This window comes from Pseudomonas sp. TE21394, assembly GCF_054057835.1.
The window spans coordinates 152,816-167,104 of sequence record NZ_JBSRZR010000001.1 but is presented as its reverse complement, the minus strand read 5'-3'; the positions used below and the strand labels follow the sequence as shown (position 1 = coordinate 167,104).

11 protein-coding genes are annotated in these 14,289 nt (G+C 64.8%); 5 read left to right on the top strand and 6 right to left on the bottom strand.

From position 1 onward, the window contains the following. Positions 1-8 precede the first annotated feature (8 nt). Both sigX and ACVWZT_RS00760 read left to right on the top strand, forming a co-directional pair. The gene (gene sigX / locus ACVWZT_RS00765) at positions 9-575 is read left to right on the top strand and encodes an RNA polymerase sigma factor SigX (RefSeq protein ID WP_033696348.1); all 567 of its coding nucleotides are present in this window, start codon (positions 9-11) and stop codon (positions 573-575) included. Positions 576-686: 111 nt separating this feature from the next. Continuing rightward, positions 687-1,721 carry an OmpA family protein gene (locus ACVWZT_RS00760; protein ID WP_170029049.1) on the top strand — a complete coding sequence of 345 codons (1,035 nt, stop codon included), beginning with the start codon at positions 687-689 and terminating at the stop codon, positions 1,719-1,721. 99 nt (positions 1,722-1,820) lie between these two features. Here the strand turns inward: ACVWZT_RS00760 and cobA are convergent, their stop codons facing one another. The 5 genes from cobA to ACVWZT_RS00735 all read right to left on the bottom strand — a co-directional run bounded on the left by cobA (position 1,821) and on the right by ACVWZT_RS00735 (position 7,546). Beyond that, on the bottom strand, positions 1,821-2,561 hold the full coding sequence (gene cobA / locus ACVWZT_RS00755) for a uroporphyrinogen-III C-methyltransferase (protein ID WP_457467689.1): 741 nt from the start codon (positions 2,559-2,561) through the stop codon (positions 1,821-1,823). Between the two features lie 27 nt (positions 2,562-2,588). Beyond that, positions 2,589-4,259 (bottom strand): bifunctional protein-serine/threonine kinase/phosphatase, encoded by a 1,671-nt coding sequence (locus tag ACVWZT_RS00750; protein ID WP_296234496.1) that lies wholly within the window; start codon positions 4,257-4,259, stop codon positions 2,589-2,591. Between the two features lie 9 nt (positions 4,260-4,268). Then, the gene (locus tag ACVWZT_RS00745; protein ID WP_296234497.1) at positions 4,269-5,480 is read right to left on the bottom strand and encodes a nitrate/nitrite transporter; all 1,212 of its coding nucleotides are present in this window, start codon (positions 5,478-5,480) and stop codon (positions 4,269-4,271) included. A 263-nt stretch (positions 5,481-5,743) separates the two neighbouring features. After that, positions 5,744-6,319 (bottom strand): ANTAR domain-containing response regulator, encoded by a 576-nt coding sequence (locus tag ACVWZT_RS00740; protein ID WP_457467687.1) that lies wholly within the window; start codon positions 6,317-6,319, stop codon positions 5,744-5,746. 12 nt (positions 6,320-6,331) lie between these two features. Then, entirely contained in the window at positions 6,332-7,546 is a 1,215-nt protein-coding gene (locus tag ACVWZT_RS00735) for a CmpA/NrtA family ABC transporter substrate-binding protein (protein WP_457467685.1), read from the bottom strand. Between the two features lie 158 nt (positions 7,547-7,704). Between ACVWZT_RS00735 and ACVWZT_RS00730 the strand changes: the two genes are divergently transcribed. After that, positions 7,705-8,730, top strand: a complete 1,026-nt coding sequence (locus tag ACVWZT_RS00730; RefSeq protein WP_296234502.1) for a quinone-dependent dihydroorotate dehydrogenase — start codon at positions 7,705-7,707, stop codon at positions 8,728-8,730. A 95-nt stretch (positions 8,731-8,825) separates the two neighbouring features. On the opposite strand, the gene rmf is transcribed toward ACVWZT_RS00730, so the two are convergent. After that, positions 8,826-9,041: a ribosome modulation factor gene (rmf, locus tag ACVWZT_RS00725; RefSeq protein ID WP_003248687.1), complete on the bottom strand. Its 216-nt coding sequence runs from the start codon at positions 9,039-9,041 to the stop codon at positions 8,826-8,828. 558 nt (positions 9,042-9,599) lie between these two features. On the opposite strand from rmf, the gene rlmKL reads away from it, so the two are divergent. Together rlmKL and ACVWZT_RS00715 are read left to right on the top strand one after the other, a co-directional pair. After that, positions 9,600-11,792 carry a bifunctional 23S rRNA (guanine(2069)-N(7))-methyltransferase RlmK/23S rRNA (guanine(2445)-N(2))-methyltransferase RlmL gene (gene rlmKL, locus ACVWZT_RS00720; protein WP_457467683.1) on the top strand — a complete coding sequence of 731 codons (2,193 nt, stop codon included), beginning with the start codon at positions 9,600-9,602 and terminating at the stop codon, positions 11,790-11,792. 94 nt (positions 11,793-11,886) lie between these two features. After that, a complete protein-coding gene (locus ACVWZT_RS00715) occupies positions 11,887-14,277 on the top strand; it encodes a sensor domain-containing diguanylate cyclase (protein ID WP_457467681.1) in 2,391 nt (796 codons plus the stop codon). The last annotated feature ends 12 nt before the right edge of the window (positions 14,278-14,289 follow it).

Sequence of the window (14,289 nt, the reverse complement as noted above, 5' to 3'; positions counted from 1 at the left end):
CGCCGCCCATGCGCTATGACCCCCGCGAGCTCACCGACGAAGAGTTGGTGGCGCGTTCGCATGAGGAGCTGTACCACGTTACCCGCGCCTATGAGGAACTCATGCGGCGCTATCAACGGACCCTGTTCAACGTCTGTGCACGTTATCTGGGGAACGACCGTGACGCGGACGATGTCTGTCAGGAGGTCATGCTGAAGGTGCTGTATGGGTTGAAGAACTTCGAGGGCAAGTCCAAGTTCAAGACCTGGCTTTATAGCATCACCTACAACGAATGCATTACCCAGTACCGCAAGGAGCGCCGCAAGCGGCGGTTGATGGATGCCTTGAGTCTGGACCCTGTCGAAGAGGCGTCCGAAGAAAAGGCTCCGAAACCGGAAGAAAAAGGCGGGCTGGACAAGTGGCTGGTGCATGTGAACCCGATTGACCGGGAAATTCTGGTGCTACGTTTTGTCGCAGAGCTGGAATTTCAGGAAATTGCCGACATCATGCACATGGGCCTGAGCGCGACGAAAATGCGCTACAAGCGCGCGCTTGACAAGCTTCGGGAGAAATTTGCCGGCCTTGATGAAACTTAGGGGCGTGCAAATATCTCTAACGAACCGGCGAGTTCTGCTAGACTTGCCGTCGAGTTGTCCCCCTTGTTTGTGGTGGGACTGCTTAACTATCACCAGATGGGGATTTAACGGATGAAATTGAAAAACACCTTGGGCTTGGCCATTGGTTCGCTTGTAGCCGCCACTTCGATTGGCGCTATGGCGCAAGGCCAAGGCGCCGTCGAAACTGAAGTCTTCTACAAGAAAGAGTTCTTCGACAGCCAGCGCGACTTCAAGAACGACGGCAACCTGTTCGGCGGTTCGATCGGTTACTTCCTGACCGACGACGTTGAGCTGCGTCTGGGCTACGACGAAGTTCACAACGCTCGTGGCGAAGACGGCAAGAACATCAAGGGCTCGAACACCGCCCTGGACGCCGTTTACCACTTCAACAACCCGTACGACGCTATCCGTCCGTACGTTTCCGCTGGTTTCTCGCACCAGTCGCTGGGCCAGACCGGCCGTGGCGGTCGTGACCACTCCACCTTCGCCAACGTTGGCGCTGGCGCCAAGTGGTACATCACCGACATGTTCTACGCCCGTGCTGGCGTTGAAGCTCAGTACAACATCGACCAGGGCGACACCGAGTGGGCCCCGAGCGTTGGCGTTGGCCTGAACTTCGGCGGTAGCCCGAAGCAAGCTGAAGCTGCTCCGGCTCCTGTTGCCGAAGTCTGCTCCGACTCCGACAACGACGGCGTTTGCGACAACGTTGACAAGTGCCCGGACACCCCGGCCAACGTTACCGTTGACGCTGATGGCTGCCCGGCTGTTGCCGAAGTCGTTCGCGTTGAGCTGGACGTCAAGTTCGACTTCGACAAGTCGGTCGTCAAGCCAAACAGCTACGGCGACATCAAGAACCTGGCTGACTTCATGAAGCAGTACCCACAGACCACCACCACCGTGGAAGGTCACACTGACTCCGTCGGCCCAGACGCTTACAACCAGAAGCTGTCCGAGCGTCGTGCCAACGCTGTCAAGCAGGTCCTGACCCAGCAGTACGGCGTAGAAGCCAGCCGTGTTGACTCGGTAGGCTACGGCGAAACCCGTCCGGTTGCCGACAACGCCACCGAAGAAGGCCGCGCTATCAACCGTCGCGTTGAAGCTCAGGTAGAAGCCCAGGCCAAGTAATTGGTTTGAAGCTTCAAGAAAAACCCGGCTTTGGCCGGGTTTTTCTTTGCCTGTTTTTCGAGTTTGTATGGGCCTGGCGGGAGCGGCGCAGGCAGCACATCACCCAGCAACTGCCACCTGTTCCCGGGCTACCTGTGCCCCAACCACCTCTCCGATCACCAATATCGCCGGGCTACGCAAGCCAAACCCTCGCGCAACCTCCACCATCCCCTGTACATCGCTCCAGCACGCCCGCTGCTGCGGTAACGAGGCATTTTCGATCATCGCCACCGGCGTTCCCGGCGCCATGCCGCCGTCCAGCAGCCCCTGGCGCACCTGCTCCAGCCGCGCCACACCCATGTAAACCACCAGCGTCGTTCCGCCCTGGGCCAAGGCTTTCCAGTTCAGTTCGCTGTCGTCCTGGGTGTGCGCCGTCACCAGCGTCACGCCCCGGCTCACACCGCGTGAGGTCAGGGAAATGCCACACTGCGTGGCCCCGGCCAGCCCGGCCGTGATGCCATTGACCACTTCCACCTCGATGCCATGCCCCTGCAGCCACATCGCCTCTTCGCCACCCCGGCCAAAAATGCACGGGTCGCCGCCCTTGAGCCGCACCACGCAACGCCCTTGCCGGGCATGACGCAACATCAGGCGCTGGATGAACGCCTGCGGGGTAGAGCGGCAGCCACCGCGCTTGCCTACGGCGATCACCCGGGCCTGGGGGCAATGTTCCAGTACGGCCGGGTTGACCAGGTCGTCGATCATCACCACGGCGGCCTGCTGCAGGGCACGTACGGCCTTGAGGGTGAGCAGCTCGGGGTCGCCAGGGCCGGCACCGACCAGCCAGACTTTCGCATTCATCAGCATTTCCTCATCGGCAAGGTGCGTTCAGCCCTTGAGCAGGGTGAGCAGCAAGATCAGGTTGAACAGCAAGGACAACAGGGCCAGGGTGCGCCACACCTTCAGTGGCTCGCGTTCCAGCAGTGGGCGTGGCCGGTCGGGCAGTTCCTGGCGGTCGCCGCGCTCGAGCAGTAGTAACCAGTGTTCGGCGGTTTCGAAACGTTGCGCCGGGTCGGCCGCCACCGCCTGCTGCAAGTTGTGCTGCAGCCATTCCGGCAAGTCGGGGCGATAGCGCGCGGCACTGACCGGCTGGCCGAAGCGCGGGCGCTGGAAAGCCTCGACCTCGCCGTACGGGTAATGCCCGGTCAGCAGGTGGTACAGCGTGACGCCCACGGCATACAGGTCCTGACGCGGGCTCGGCGGTTGGCCATCGAACGCTTCCGGGGCAATGTACGAGGGCGTGCCCGGCAGCTCGTGCAGCGCGTCTTCGGACAGGCCGGGGCAGTAGGCCAAGCCGAAGTCCAGCAGGCGCAGCTGGCCGTCGCTGCCCAGGTGCAGGTTCTCCGGCTTGATGTCGCGGTGCAGCAGGTTGCGCCGGTGCAGCACGCCGACCGCCTGCAGCAGTTGCCGGGCCAGCTCCAGCCACTGCGACAGGGGCAGTGGGCCATGTTCGGCGAGCAGCGCCGCCAGGTTCTGGCCGGGGTATTCGCGCATCACGTAGTACAGGTGCTGGCGCTGGTTGGCCGCGTGCAGTTCGGGAAAGTGCCGACCGGCGACCCGGCGCAGGAACCACTCCTCCAACAGCAGGGCTTGCGCCGCGCCGGGCTCCTGCTCGCGCCCGGCGGGGAGGGTCTTGAGCAGCCAGGCTTGGCCTTGGCCATCGCGTACCCGGTACAGCAGCGACTGGCGGCTGTGCGCCAGCAGCTTTTCGGCGTGCCAGCCATCGATGAGCTGGCCCTCGCGCAGCGAGCCGGGCACAGGCCATTGCTGCAACTGTGCCAAGGTGTCGCCGAGGTTGGCCGTGCCCGTCTGCTCGACCTGCACCAGCAAGGCACTGGCGTTGTCCTGGCTGCCGTTGAGGTGCGCGCTGGCGACCAGGGTATCGACGGCCAGTTGCAGGTCGGGTTGCTCGCGCAACACCGCCTGGATGTGCTGGTCGCCCAGGCTGGCCCAGACCCCGTCGCTGAGCAGCAGGAAACATTCACCCGCCTGCAGCTCGCCTTCCAGGTAATCCACCAGCAGGTGCTGGTCCAGGCCCAGCGCACGCTTGAGCACATGCTGCATGCCGGGCTGGTCCCACACATGGTCTTCGCTCAGGCATTGCAGGCGCCCGGCGTGCCAGCGGTACACCCGGCAGTCGCCGACGTGGGCCAGGGTAAAGCGCCGGCCACGCAGCACCAGCGCGCTGAGGGTGGTCAGCAGCGGTTGACCGCTGCCTTGGGCACGCAGCCAGCGGTTCTGCGCCAGCAGCAGGCGGTCAAGGGCCTGGGCCACGCTCCAGGTCGCGGGCGTGGCGTAGTAGTCCAGGGCCAGCGCCTGCAGGCTGGCACGTGCCGCCAGGCCACCGTCGGCGCACTGGCTGACACCGTCGGCAAGGGCGAACAGGTAGCCCTTGCTGGCGGCCAGCTCCGGCGCCGGGGTGACCAGGCGCAGGGCGTCCTGGTTTTCCTCGCGCGGCCCGGTGGCGCTGGCCTGGGCGAAACGCAGTTGCAGGCTCATCGGCGTGCCTCAGACCCGCGCCGCAGTAACGGCTGCCGAGCCCCAGGTGGTGCGCCAGCGCTGCTTGACGCCATGCAGGCCGAACCAGGCCAGCAGACCCAGGCTGGCGAACAGCCACAGCCCCAGCTGGTAGTCGCCGGTGTGCTGCTTGATGGTGCCGAGGCCGGCCGCCAGCAGGAAGCCACCGATGCCGCCGGCCATGCCGATCAGCCCGGTCATCACGCCGATCTCCTGGCGGAAGCGTTGCGGCACCAGCTGGAACACTGCGCCATTGCCGGCACCAAGGCCCAGCATGGCACTGACGAACAACGCGAGGGCGGCGGCTGCGCTGGGCAGGTTGAAGCCGACCGCAGCGATACAGATGGCCGCCACGCTGTACATGCCCAGCAGGGTGCGGATACCGCCGAAACGGTCGGCAAGCGCGCCGCCGAGCGGGCGCATCAGGCTGCCGGCGAACACGCAGGCGGCCGTGTAGTAGCCAGCGGTGACCGGGCTCAGGCGGTACTGGTCGCTGAAGTAGCCGGGCAGGGCGCTGGCCAGGCCGATGAAGCCACCGAAGGTGACACTGTAGAAGAACATGAACCACCAACTGTCGCGGTCACCCAGGGCCTTGAGGTAGTCGGCCATGGCTTTCGGCTTGGGTCGCTGCGGGGCATTGCGTGCCAGCAGGGCGAACACCAGCAGCGTCAGCGCCAGCGGAATCAGCGCGAAGCCGAACACATTGTTCCAGCCAAAGCCTGCGGCTAGCGCCGGTGCCAACAGGGCGGCGAACACCGTACCGGAGTTGCCGGCACCGGCGATGCCCATGGCCTTGCCCTGATGCTGCGGTGGGTACCACTGCGATGCCAGCGGCAGCGACACGGCGAACGAGGCACCGGCAAAACCGAGGAACACGCCCAGCAGCAGCGCCTGTTCATAGCTGTGCACGCCCAGGTGCCAGGCCGCCGCAAGCGCGACGATGACCACCACCTGGCCGATCAGTCCGGCGCTCTTGGGGGACAAGCGGTCGACCAGCACGCCCATGGCAAAACGCAGGATTGCCCCGGCCAGGATCGGTGTAGCGACCATCAGGCCCCTTTGTTGTGCGCTCAGCTGCAGGTCGGCGGCAATCTGCACCGCCAACGGGCCGAGCAGGTACCAGACCATGAAGCTGAGGTCGAAGTACAGGAATGCGGCGAACAGGGTGGGCACATGCCCGGATTTCCAGAAGCTGGTACTCATCGAACACCTCACTTGGCACTGCAGCGGAACGAAAAAGACGCCGCTTCCCGCTCCACGGCTGTGGAGGGGAGAGCGACGTCTTTGTCGGGATCAAGTGGGCAACCGCCGTTGGTTACCGGTGCAATTCATTTAGCAATAGATGGGCCAACTGGTGCTGGTGATGGACTTAAGGTTTCGGCGCCTGTGCGACCGAGCGCCGCCCGCGATGCGCCGCGCGGGCGGCGCTGGATCGCACAGGCGGCGCAACCCTCAAAGCAAACCAGTCACCCAAGCATCTCGTGCATGGCGATGATCTGCTCGGCCACCTGGATCAGCTTCTGCTGCCGGCTCATGGCCTGGCGGCGCATCAGGGTGTAGGCCTGTTCCTCGTTGCAGTCCTTCATCTTCATCAGCAAGCCCTTGGCCTGCTCGACACGCTTGCGCTCGGCCAGCTGCTGGTCGCGGGCGAGCAACTGCGCCTTCAGCGCCTGGTCACTTTCGAAGCGGGCCATGGCCACATCCAGGATCGGCTGCAGCCGTGCGGCATGGATGCCCTCGACGATGTAGGCGCTGACGCCCGCCTGGATCGCCTGGCGCATCACCGCAGGGTCGTGTTCGTCGGTGAACAGCACAATGGGACGTGGCTGGTCCCGGCTGAGCAGCACCACCTGTTCCATCACATCACGGTCTGGCGAATCGGTATCGATCAGCACCACGTCCGGGCGCACTGTTTCGACGCAGGCAGGCAGGTCGATGGTCAGGCCTGGAGCTTCGATGACCTCGAAACCGGCCTCGCTCAGTGCCGCCTTGAGGCGGCCGAGCTTGTTCTGGGTATCGTCGATCAGCAGGATACGCAACATGGTCGTTTTCTCTCACGCGCCGACACGGGCATCGGGCAGCTCGCCCAAGGCATGCAGGCTGAAACTGCGGGCATAGGCGTAGGGGTCGCTGCCGTCCCAGCGGGTGCCGTCGATCAGCAGGCTGCTGCGCATTGCCTGCTCGGGGCAGGCCACGCCCAGGCTCTGTGCCGCTTCACGGTACAGGGCCAGTTGCTGGACCTGGGTCGCCACGCCGAGGTAGTCAGGGTCTTCGCGCAGCAGGCCCCAGCGGCGGAACTGGGTCATGAACCACATGCCGTCTGACAGGTATGGCAGGTTGGCCTTGCCATGGTCGTGCAGGCGCAGGGCATGCGGGTCTTGCCAGTGGTTGCCCAGGCCGTCCTGGTAATGGCCGAGCAGGCGCGGTTCGATGCGCTCCAGCGGGGTGTCCAGGTAGGCGTTGCCGCTGAGCAGCTGGGCGGTGCTGCGACGGTTCTCCGGGCTTTGTTCGATGAAGCGACTGGCGGCGAGGACCGCCTTGATCAGCGCGCGGGCGCTGTTGGGGTACTGCTCGATGAAGGCGCGAGCACAGGCCAGGACCTTTTCTGGGTGGTCCGGCCAGATCGACTGGCTGGTGGCCAGGGTGAAGCCTTGGCCCCTGGCCACCGCATCGGCAGCCCAGGGTTCGCCCACGCAGAAGCCGTCGATGCGCCCGGCCTGGATGTGCGCGGCCATCTGCGCTGGCGGCAGCACCACGCTGTCGACGTCGCGCAACGGGTGGATGCCCTGGCTGGCCAGCCAGTAATACAACCACATGGCATGGGTGCCGGTAGGGAAGGTCTGGGCAAAGGTCAGGCGTGCGCCGTGCTGGTGCACCAGGCGCGCCAGTGCCTCGGGATTGGTCACCCCCTTGCGTTGCAGGGCCGGCGACAAGTTGATGGCCTGGGCATTCTGGTTCAGCCCCATGAGCACGGCCATGGCGCTGGCCGGTACGCCGCCGATACCCAGGTGCACGGCGTAGGCCAGGCCATACAGGCAATGTGCGGCGTCCAGCTCGCCGCTGACCAGCTTGTCGCGCAGCCCGGCCCAGGAGCCCTGGCGCTTGAGGTTGAGAGTAAGGCCCTGTTGCTGGGCAAAACCCTGGGTGGCGGCGACCACCACCGAGGCGCAGTCAGTCAGGGCCATGTAGCCGATATTCAGGCTGGGCCTTTCCGGTGCGTCGCTGCCGTTGACCCAGGCCAGGGGCGTTGCTCGGGATACTGTGTTCACAAGGTTCCTCGCCCGTACTGATAAGGCTGTGGGCTTGTCTGGTGCAACCGATGTGCCCATCTGGCGGCAGCACTGGGGCAGCCACCCCACGATTTGCTGTCATGCCGGCTGCGCGCTGGCTATAATCGCCCCCTCATTCACCCCGAGCCTTGCCGCCCATGTATACCCTGGCCCGCCAGCTGCTGTTCAAGCTTTCTCCGGAAACCTCCCACGACCTTTCCCTGGACCTGATCGGTGCCGGTGGCCGGCTCGGCCTCAACGGCGTGCTGTGCAAGCAGCCGGCGGCCTTGCCGGTCACGGTCATGGGCTTGAACTTTGCCAACCCGGTAGGCCTGGCGGCCGGCCTGGACAAGAACGGTGCGGCCATCGACGGTTTCGCCCAGCTGGGCTTCGGCTTCGTTGAAATCGGCACGGTCACGCCGCGCCCGCAACCGGGCAACCCCAAGCCACGCCTGTTCCGCCTGCCGGAAGCCACGGCGATCATCAACCGCATGGGCTTCAACAACCTGGGCGTCGACCACCTGCTCGGCCGGGTGCGCGCGGCACGTTACAAAGGCGTGCTGGGCATCAACATCGGCAAGAACTTCGACACCCCGGTCGAGCGCGCCGTCGATGATTACCTGGTCTGCCTGGACAAGGTCTACACCGACGCCAGCTACATCACGGTCAACGTCAGTTCACCGAACACCCCGGGCCTGCGCAGCCTGCAGTTCGGCGACTCGCTCAAGCAACTGCTCGATGCCCTGGCCGAGCGCCGCGAGCAACTGGCTGGCACGCATGGCAAACGCGTGCCGCTGGCGATCAAGATCGCCCCGGACATGAGTGACGAGGAAACCGCCCTGGTGGCTGCCGCGCTGATCGAGTCGGGCATGGATGCGGTGATCGCCACCAACACCACGCTTGGCCGTGAAGGTGTCGAGGGGCTGCCGCATGGTGGCGAGGCGGGGGGGCTGTCGGGGGCGCCGGTATTGGAGAAGAGCACGCACATCGTCAAGGTGCTGGCGGGTGAGCTGGCTGGCAAGCTGCCGATCATTGCCGCCGGTGGCATTACCGAAGGCCGGCATGCCGCCGAGAAGATCGCTGCCGGGGCGAGCCTGGTGCAAATCTACTCGGGCTTCATCTACAAGGGGCCTGCGCTGATTCGCGAAGCGGTAGACGCTATCGCTGCGATGCCACGGGTTTGATCGGCAGGCAAAAAAAGGGCCCCTTCGAGGGGCCCCTGGGCTGCGCCCGCCGCCCGGATAGGGCGTGCATGGTAAATCGAATTCAGTGTCCTCGTTCAGCCAACGGCGTGATTTTCGTTGAGTCTATGGATGCCAGCGGTGCCAGTCATTCCGTCCCAGTTATCACCGCGACCTTCACGCCAGCCGTTGATCCAGGCTTGGCGAACAGATGGAAGATTGAAGGGGCAAAGTTCGCGGGATTTGCCGGTGACCCCGTATTGGTAGCCACGTGAATATGCTCTTTCCAACGGATCACGCTTAAGTCTTCTCATAGGGTGTTGCCCTCACTTGTTGACTGTAATGTCCCGTCGGCCTCTCCGAGGCCGGGCAGAGTCTTTCTGCCGGTGTGCGCTCGCTGCCGGCGTGGCGAGCTGAAAGTGCCGCCTCGTTGCGATGCGGCCTGAGACCAGTTCTATCGAATGCAGGTCACGGTGTGAATGATCGATTTGTCATAAGGACGTAACCTTTCCAAGGGTGAGGGGATAAGTAAATAAATGCGACTCAACCCTGTTTAGCGTTGAGCCCGCTGTGATCAGGGTTTGCCGATCATTGACGTCATTTCGCCAGCGCTGCTTGCAGATGACAGAAATAACTTGAAATGCGACGAAGGGTCACATCCGCCCCGGCATCGCCAGAATTTTACGTACTGCCTGATGATCTAAGCTGTCCTTGCCCTGGGCCAGGCGCAGGTCGGTCAGGCGGCCCGGCCTCCAGCACATGCTCGCATGCCATGGAAGGCCACCTGCACGCCTGCTGGAAAGGGGTGCGGGCAAACATCGCGGGGCGATGCGTCGCCCCGTCAGTCAAATAGCCAAGGCGCTGGAATACTCATGTCGGACCGTTTCGAACTCTACCTCACTTGCCCCAAAGGCCTGGAAGCCCTGCTCGCCGAAGAGGCCCGGGCCCTCGGCCTGGATGATGTGCGCGAGCACACCTCGGCCATTCGCGGCAGCGCCGACATGGAAACCGCCTACCGTCTGTGCCTGTGGTCACGCCTGGCCAACCGGGTGCTGCTGGTGCTCAAGCGCTTCTCCATGAAGAACGCCGACGACCTCTACCACGGCGTGCATACCGTCGATTGGGCCGACCACCTGGCCGCCGACGGCACCCTGGCGGTGGAGTTCAGCGGCCATGGCTCCGGCATTGACAACACCCACTTCGGTGCGTTGAAGGTCAAGGATGCGATCGTCGACAAGCTGCGCAACCGTGAAGGCCTGCGCCCTTCGGTGGAAAAGATCGACCCCGACGTGCGCGTGCACCTGCGCCTGGACCGCGGCGAAGCCATCCTGTCCCTTGACCTTTCCGGGCACAGCCTGCACCAGCGTGGCTACCGTTTGCAGCAGGGCGCCGCGCCGCTGAAGGAAAACCTGGCGGCGGCGGTGCTGATCCGCGCAGGCTGGCCTCGCATTGCCGCCGAAGGTGGCGCGCTGGCTGACCCGATGTGCGGTGTGGGTACCTTCCTGGTCGAAGCCGCCATGATCGCCGCCGACATCGCCCCCAACCTCAGGCGAGAACGCTGGGGCTTCAGTGCCTGGCTCGGCCATGTGCCGGCGCTGTGGCGCAAGGTGCATGAAGAGGCGCAGGCCCGAGCCGAAGCCGGCTTGGCCAGGCCGCCACTGTGGATTCGTGGTTACGAGGCCGACCCACGGCTGATCCAGCCGGGCCGTAATAACGTCGAGCGTGCCGGCCTGGGTGACTGGGTGAAGATCTACCAGGGTGAAGTCAGCACCTTCGAACCGCGCCCGGACCAGAACCAGAAAGGCCTGGTCATCAGCAACCCGCCCTACGGCGAGCGCCTGGGTGACGAGGCCAGCCTGCTGTACCTCTACCAGAACCTCGGCGAACGCCTGCGCCAGGCCTGCATGGGCTGGGAGGCAGCGGTATTCACCGGCGCACCGCAGCTGGGCAAGCGCATGGGCATTCGCAGCCACAAGCAGTACGCATTCTGGAACGGCGCGTTGCCCTGCAAGCTGCTGCTGTTCAAGGTGCAGCCTGACCAGTTCGTGACTGGCGAGCGCCGTGAGTCTGCCGCGCCAGGCGCGGACATCGACCTGCAGGCAGCGCTGGCCAGCGAGCCGGCGCGCCTGTCGGAAGGGGCGCAGATGTTCGCCAACCGCCTGCAGAAGAACCTGCGGCAACTGGGCAAGTGGGCCCGCCGCGAACAGGTCGACTGCTACCGTCTGTACGATGCCGACATGCCCGAGTATGCCCTGGCGGTCGACCTGTACCAGGACTGGGTGCACGTGCAGGAATATGCCGCGCCACGTTCGGTCGACCCCGACAAGGCCCAGGCGCGCCTGCTCGATGCACTGGCCGCCATCCCCCAGGCGCTGGGCATCGCGCCGCAGCGTGTGGTGCTCAAGCGCCGCGAGCGGCAAAGTGGTACCCGCCAGTACGAGCGCCAGGCCACCGAAGGCCGCTTCCAGGAAGTCAGCGAAGGCGGCGTCAAGCTGCTGGTGAACCTCACCGACTACCTCGACACCGGGCTGTTCCTCGACCACCGCCCGATGCGCATGCGCATCCAGCGCGAGGCCGCCGGCAAGCGCTTTCTCAACCTGTTCTGCTACACCGCGACGGCCACCGTGCACGCCGCCAAGGGCGGGGCGCGCAGTACCACCAGCGTCGACCTGTCGAAAACCTACCTGGACTGGGCGCGGCGCAACCTGGCGCTCAACGGTTTCTCCGAGCGTAACCGCCTGGAGCAGGGCGATGTGATGGCCTGGCTGGAAGGCAACCGCGACAGCTACGACCTGATCTTCATCGACCCACCGACCTTCTCCAACTCCAAGCGCATGGAAGGCGTGTTCGATGTGCAGCGTGACCACGTGCAACTGCTGGACCTGGCCATGGCCCGCCTGGCCCCGGGCGGCGTGTTGTACTTCTCGAACAACTTCCGCAAGTTCCAGCTGGACGAACACCTGATGACGCGGTACGCGGTGGAGGAAATCACCGCCCAGACACTTGACCCGGATTTTGCCCGCAACAACCGCATTCACCGGGCCTGGCGTTTGCAACTGCGTTGAGGCGACGAGGTACATTGCGCGGCTAATGGCCAATAGCTATAACTGACAGCAGGGCAGGATAATCCGCAGGACGCCGATGTGACGAGACGGGTGTATGTCGAAGGGTGGCGTGCGTGCGCGGTTGCTTGGCCTGTGCACAGAGCGGGTGCCCGCCTGGGCAGCGGCGCTGGTCGCGCTGCTGGTGGGCGGCCTGCTGACGGCCGTTCTGGCGCTTGCTGCGCAGGCCTTCCACCAGCAGCAGCTGCGTCAGCGCTTCGAGCTGCTCGCCAACGAGCGCTTCAGCCGTATCGCCGAACGCTTTGACGAACAGCAGCAGCGCCTGGACGGGCTGCGCCGGTTCTTCAGCTTTTCCAGGGTCATCACCCCGCGCGAATTCGAAGGCTACACCCGGCCATTGTTGCACCGGAACCTGGCTTATGCCTGGGCGCCGCGTGTCGAAGCTGGGCAACGCGCCGAATTCGAGCGTCAGGTGGGTGCGCATAACGGGCAAAGCTATGTGATCCGCGACCAGGACGAGCACGGCCGGTGGCACCCCGCCCCTTTGCGTGACCATTACTTCCCGGTACTTTACAACCAGTCCGGCGGATTGCCCGGGCTGCCCATCGGGCTGGACCTCGCTGCCCAGCCCAGCTCGCAGGCGGCGCTGGCGCGGGCGCTGGAGCCTGGCAGCATGGCGATTTCCGGGCCGCTACCCAGGCTCGATACCAGTACGGATGCGCGGGGCCTGTTGATGGTGGCGCCGGTATTTGCCGATGCCAGGCCCAGCGACCTGGCAGTGGGCTATGTCATGGCCTTGCTGAGCATGCGGGAGCTGGTCAGTGACGGGCGACCGGTGGCGGCAGATGACAGCCTGGTCGTACGCATTGTCGACCCCACCGGCTTGCATGGCCCCGAAGTGCTGTTCGATTCGCAGAACCCGGTCGCGCCCTTGGCGCTTGCCAGCAAACAGCTGTTGCACCTGGCCGACCATCACTTCCAGCTGAGTATCAGGCCGAGCCTGGTGTTCGTGCAGGGCAACCGCTCCTTGGCAGTGTTGGCGGTGAGCCTGCTCGGCGGGTCGTTGAGCCTGCTGCTCAGCGTTTTGCTCTATAGCCTGTTCAGCCAGCACCAGCGCGCCGTGGCCCTGGTCGAGCAGCGCACTGCCGAGCTGCGGGTCAGCGAGCAGTCACTGCGAGACACCCATAACCAGCTGCGCAGCGTGCTGGATGCCGCGACACAGGTGGCGATCATTGCCACCAACCTCAAGGGCGTGGTCAGCACCTTCAACGCTGGCGCCGAGCACATGCTCGGTTACCAGGCCAGCGAGGCGATCGGCCGCCTGCGCCTTGAGGACCTGATGCTGCCTGAGGAGTTGAGCCAGCGTGCCCACGCCTTGAGCCTGCGTTACGGCCGGCCGATCGCTGGCGGCCAGGCCATGTTGGCCGAAACGGCGCAGGCACACGGCGCGGAACCGGGGGAGTGGACCCTGTTGCGTGCCGATGGCAGCCAACTGGTGGCGAACATGCTGGTCACCGCCATGCTCGATGAACAGGGCCTGTGGACGGGCTACCTGGCGATCTGCATCGATGTCACGGAGCGGCGCCGGGTGCTCGAGGCCCTGGCGGCGCGTGACCGCCTTCTGGAAAAACTCAGTGCCGAAGTACCGGGGGGTATCTACCAGTACCGCCTGGATAGCAACGGCCATTCCTGTTTTCCCTACGCTAGCATGGGCCTGTACGACATCTACGAAATTGACCCGCAGCAGTTGCGCGAGGACGCGACGGTGGTGTTCGAGCGCATCCACCCCGATGACCTGGAGCGGGTGCGCCGTTCTGTGCGTTATTCGGCCGAGCACCTGTCGCCCTGGCGTGAAGAGTATCGGGTCTGCCTGCCGCGTGCCGGGCTGCGCTGGGTGCGTGGCGAAGCGACGCCGGAGGTGGGCGAGCAAGGTTGCACCTTGTGGCATGGCTACCTGACTGATATCTCCGACCTGAAAAGCGTCGAGGAGGAGTTGCGCAGGTTGTCGGTGACCGACTCGCTGACTGGCATCCATAACCGCCGCTACTTCCAGGAACGACTGAAATCCGAGCTGGAGCGGGCCCAGCGCGACGGCTTGGCGCTGGCGGTGATCATGCTCGACATCGATCACTTCAAACGTATCAACGATCGTTTCGGCCATGCTGTCGGCGACCGCGTGCTACGCAGTCTGTGCCTGCGCATCGGCCAGCGTTTGCGGCGTACCGACGTATTCTGCCGGCTGGGTGGCGAGGAATTCATGGTGCTGTGCCCCGGCAGCGATGCCGAGCAGGCGCGGTCGCTGGCGCTGGAGCTGTGGAAAGGGCTGCGCAATGTGCCGGTGGAAGGCGTGGGCAGGGTGACCGCGAGTTTTGGCGTGGCGGGGTGGCGGCCGGGGGAGGGGGCCGATGCCCTGCTGTTGCGCGCCGATGCCGGAGTGTATGCAGCCAAGCAGGCCGGGCGCGACCGGGTGGAGGGGGAGTCGGGCTGATGGGGCATGGCG

Coding starts and splice junctions, on each gene's coding strand:
- sigX (WP_033696348.1), top strand. CDS start 9: ATGCGCTATGACCCCCGCGAGCTCACCGACGAAGAGTTGGTGGCGCGT.
- ACVWZT_RS00760 (WP_170029049.1), top strand. CDS start 687: ATGAAATTGAAAAACACCTTGGGCTTGGCCATTGGTTCGCTTGTAGCC.
- cobA (WP_457467689.1), bottom strand. CDS start 2,561: ATGAATGCGAAAGTCTGGCTGGTCGGTGCCGGCCCTGGCGACCCCGAG.
- ACVWZT_RS00750 (WP_296234496.1), bottom strand. CDS start 4,259: ATGAGCCTGCAACTGCGTTTCGCCCAGGCCAGCGCCACCGGGCCGCGC.
- ACVWZT_RS00745 (WP_296234497.1), bottom strand. CDS start 5,480: ATGAGTACCAGCTTCTGGAAATCCGGGCATGTGCCCACCCTGTTCGCC.
- ACVWZT_RS00740 (WP_457467687.1), bottom strand. CDS start 6,319: ATGTTGCGTATCCTGCTGATCGACGATACCCAGAACAAGCTCGGCCGC.
- ACVWZT_RS00730 (WP_296234502.1), top strand. CDS start 7,705: ATGTATACCCTGGCCCGCCAGCTGCTGTTCAAGCTTTCTCCGGAAACC.
- rmf (WP_003248687.1), bottom strand. CDS start 9,041: ATGAGAAGACTTAAGCGTGATCCGTTGGAAAGAGCATATTCACGTGGC.
- rlmKL (WP_457467683.1), top strand. CDS start 9,600: ATGTCGGACCGTTTCGAACTCTACCTCACTTGCCCCAAAGGCCTGGAA.
- ACVWZT_RS00715 (WP_457467681.1), top strand. CDS start 11,887: ATGTCGAAGGGTGGCGTGCGTGCGCGGTTGCTTGGCCTGTGCACAGAG.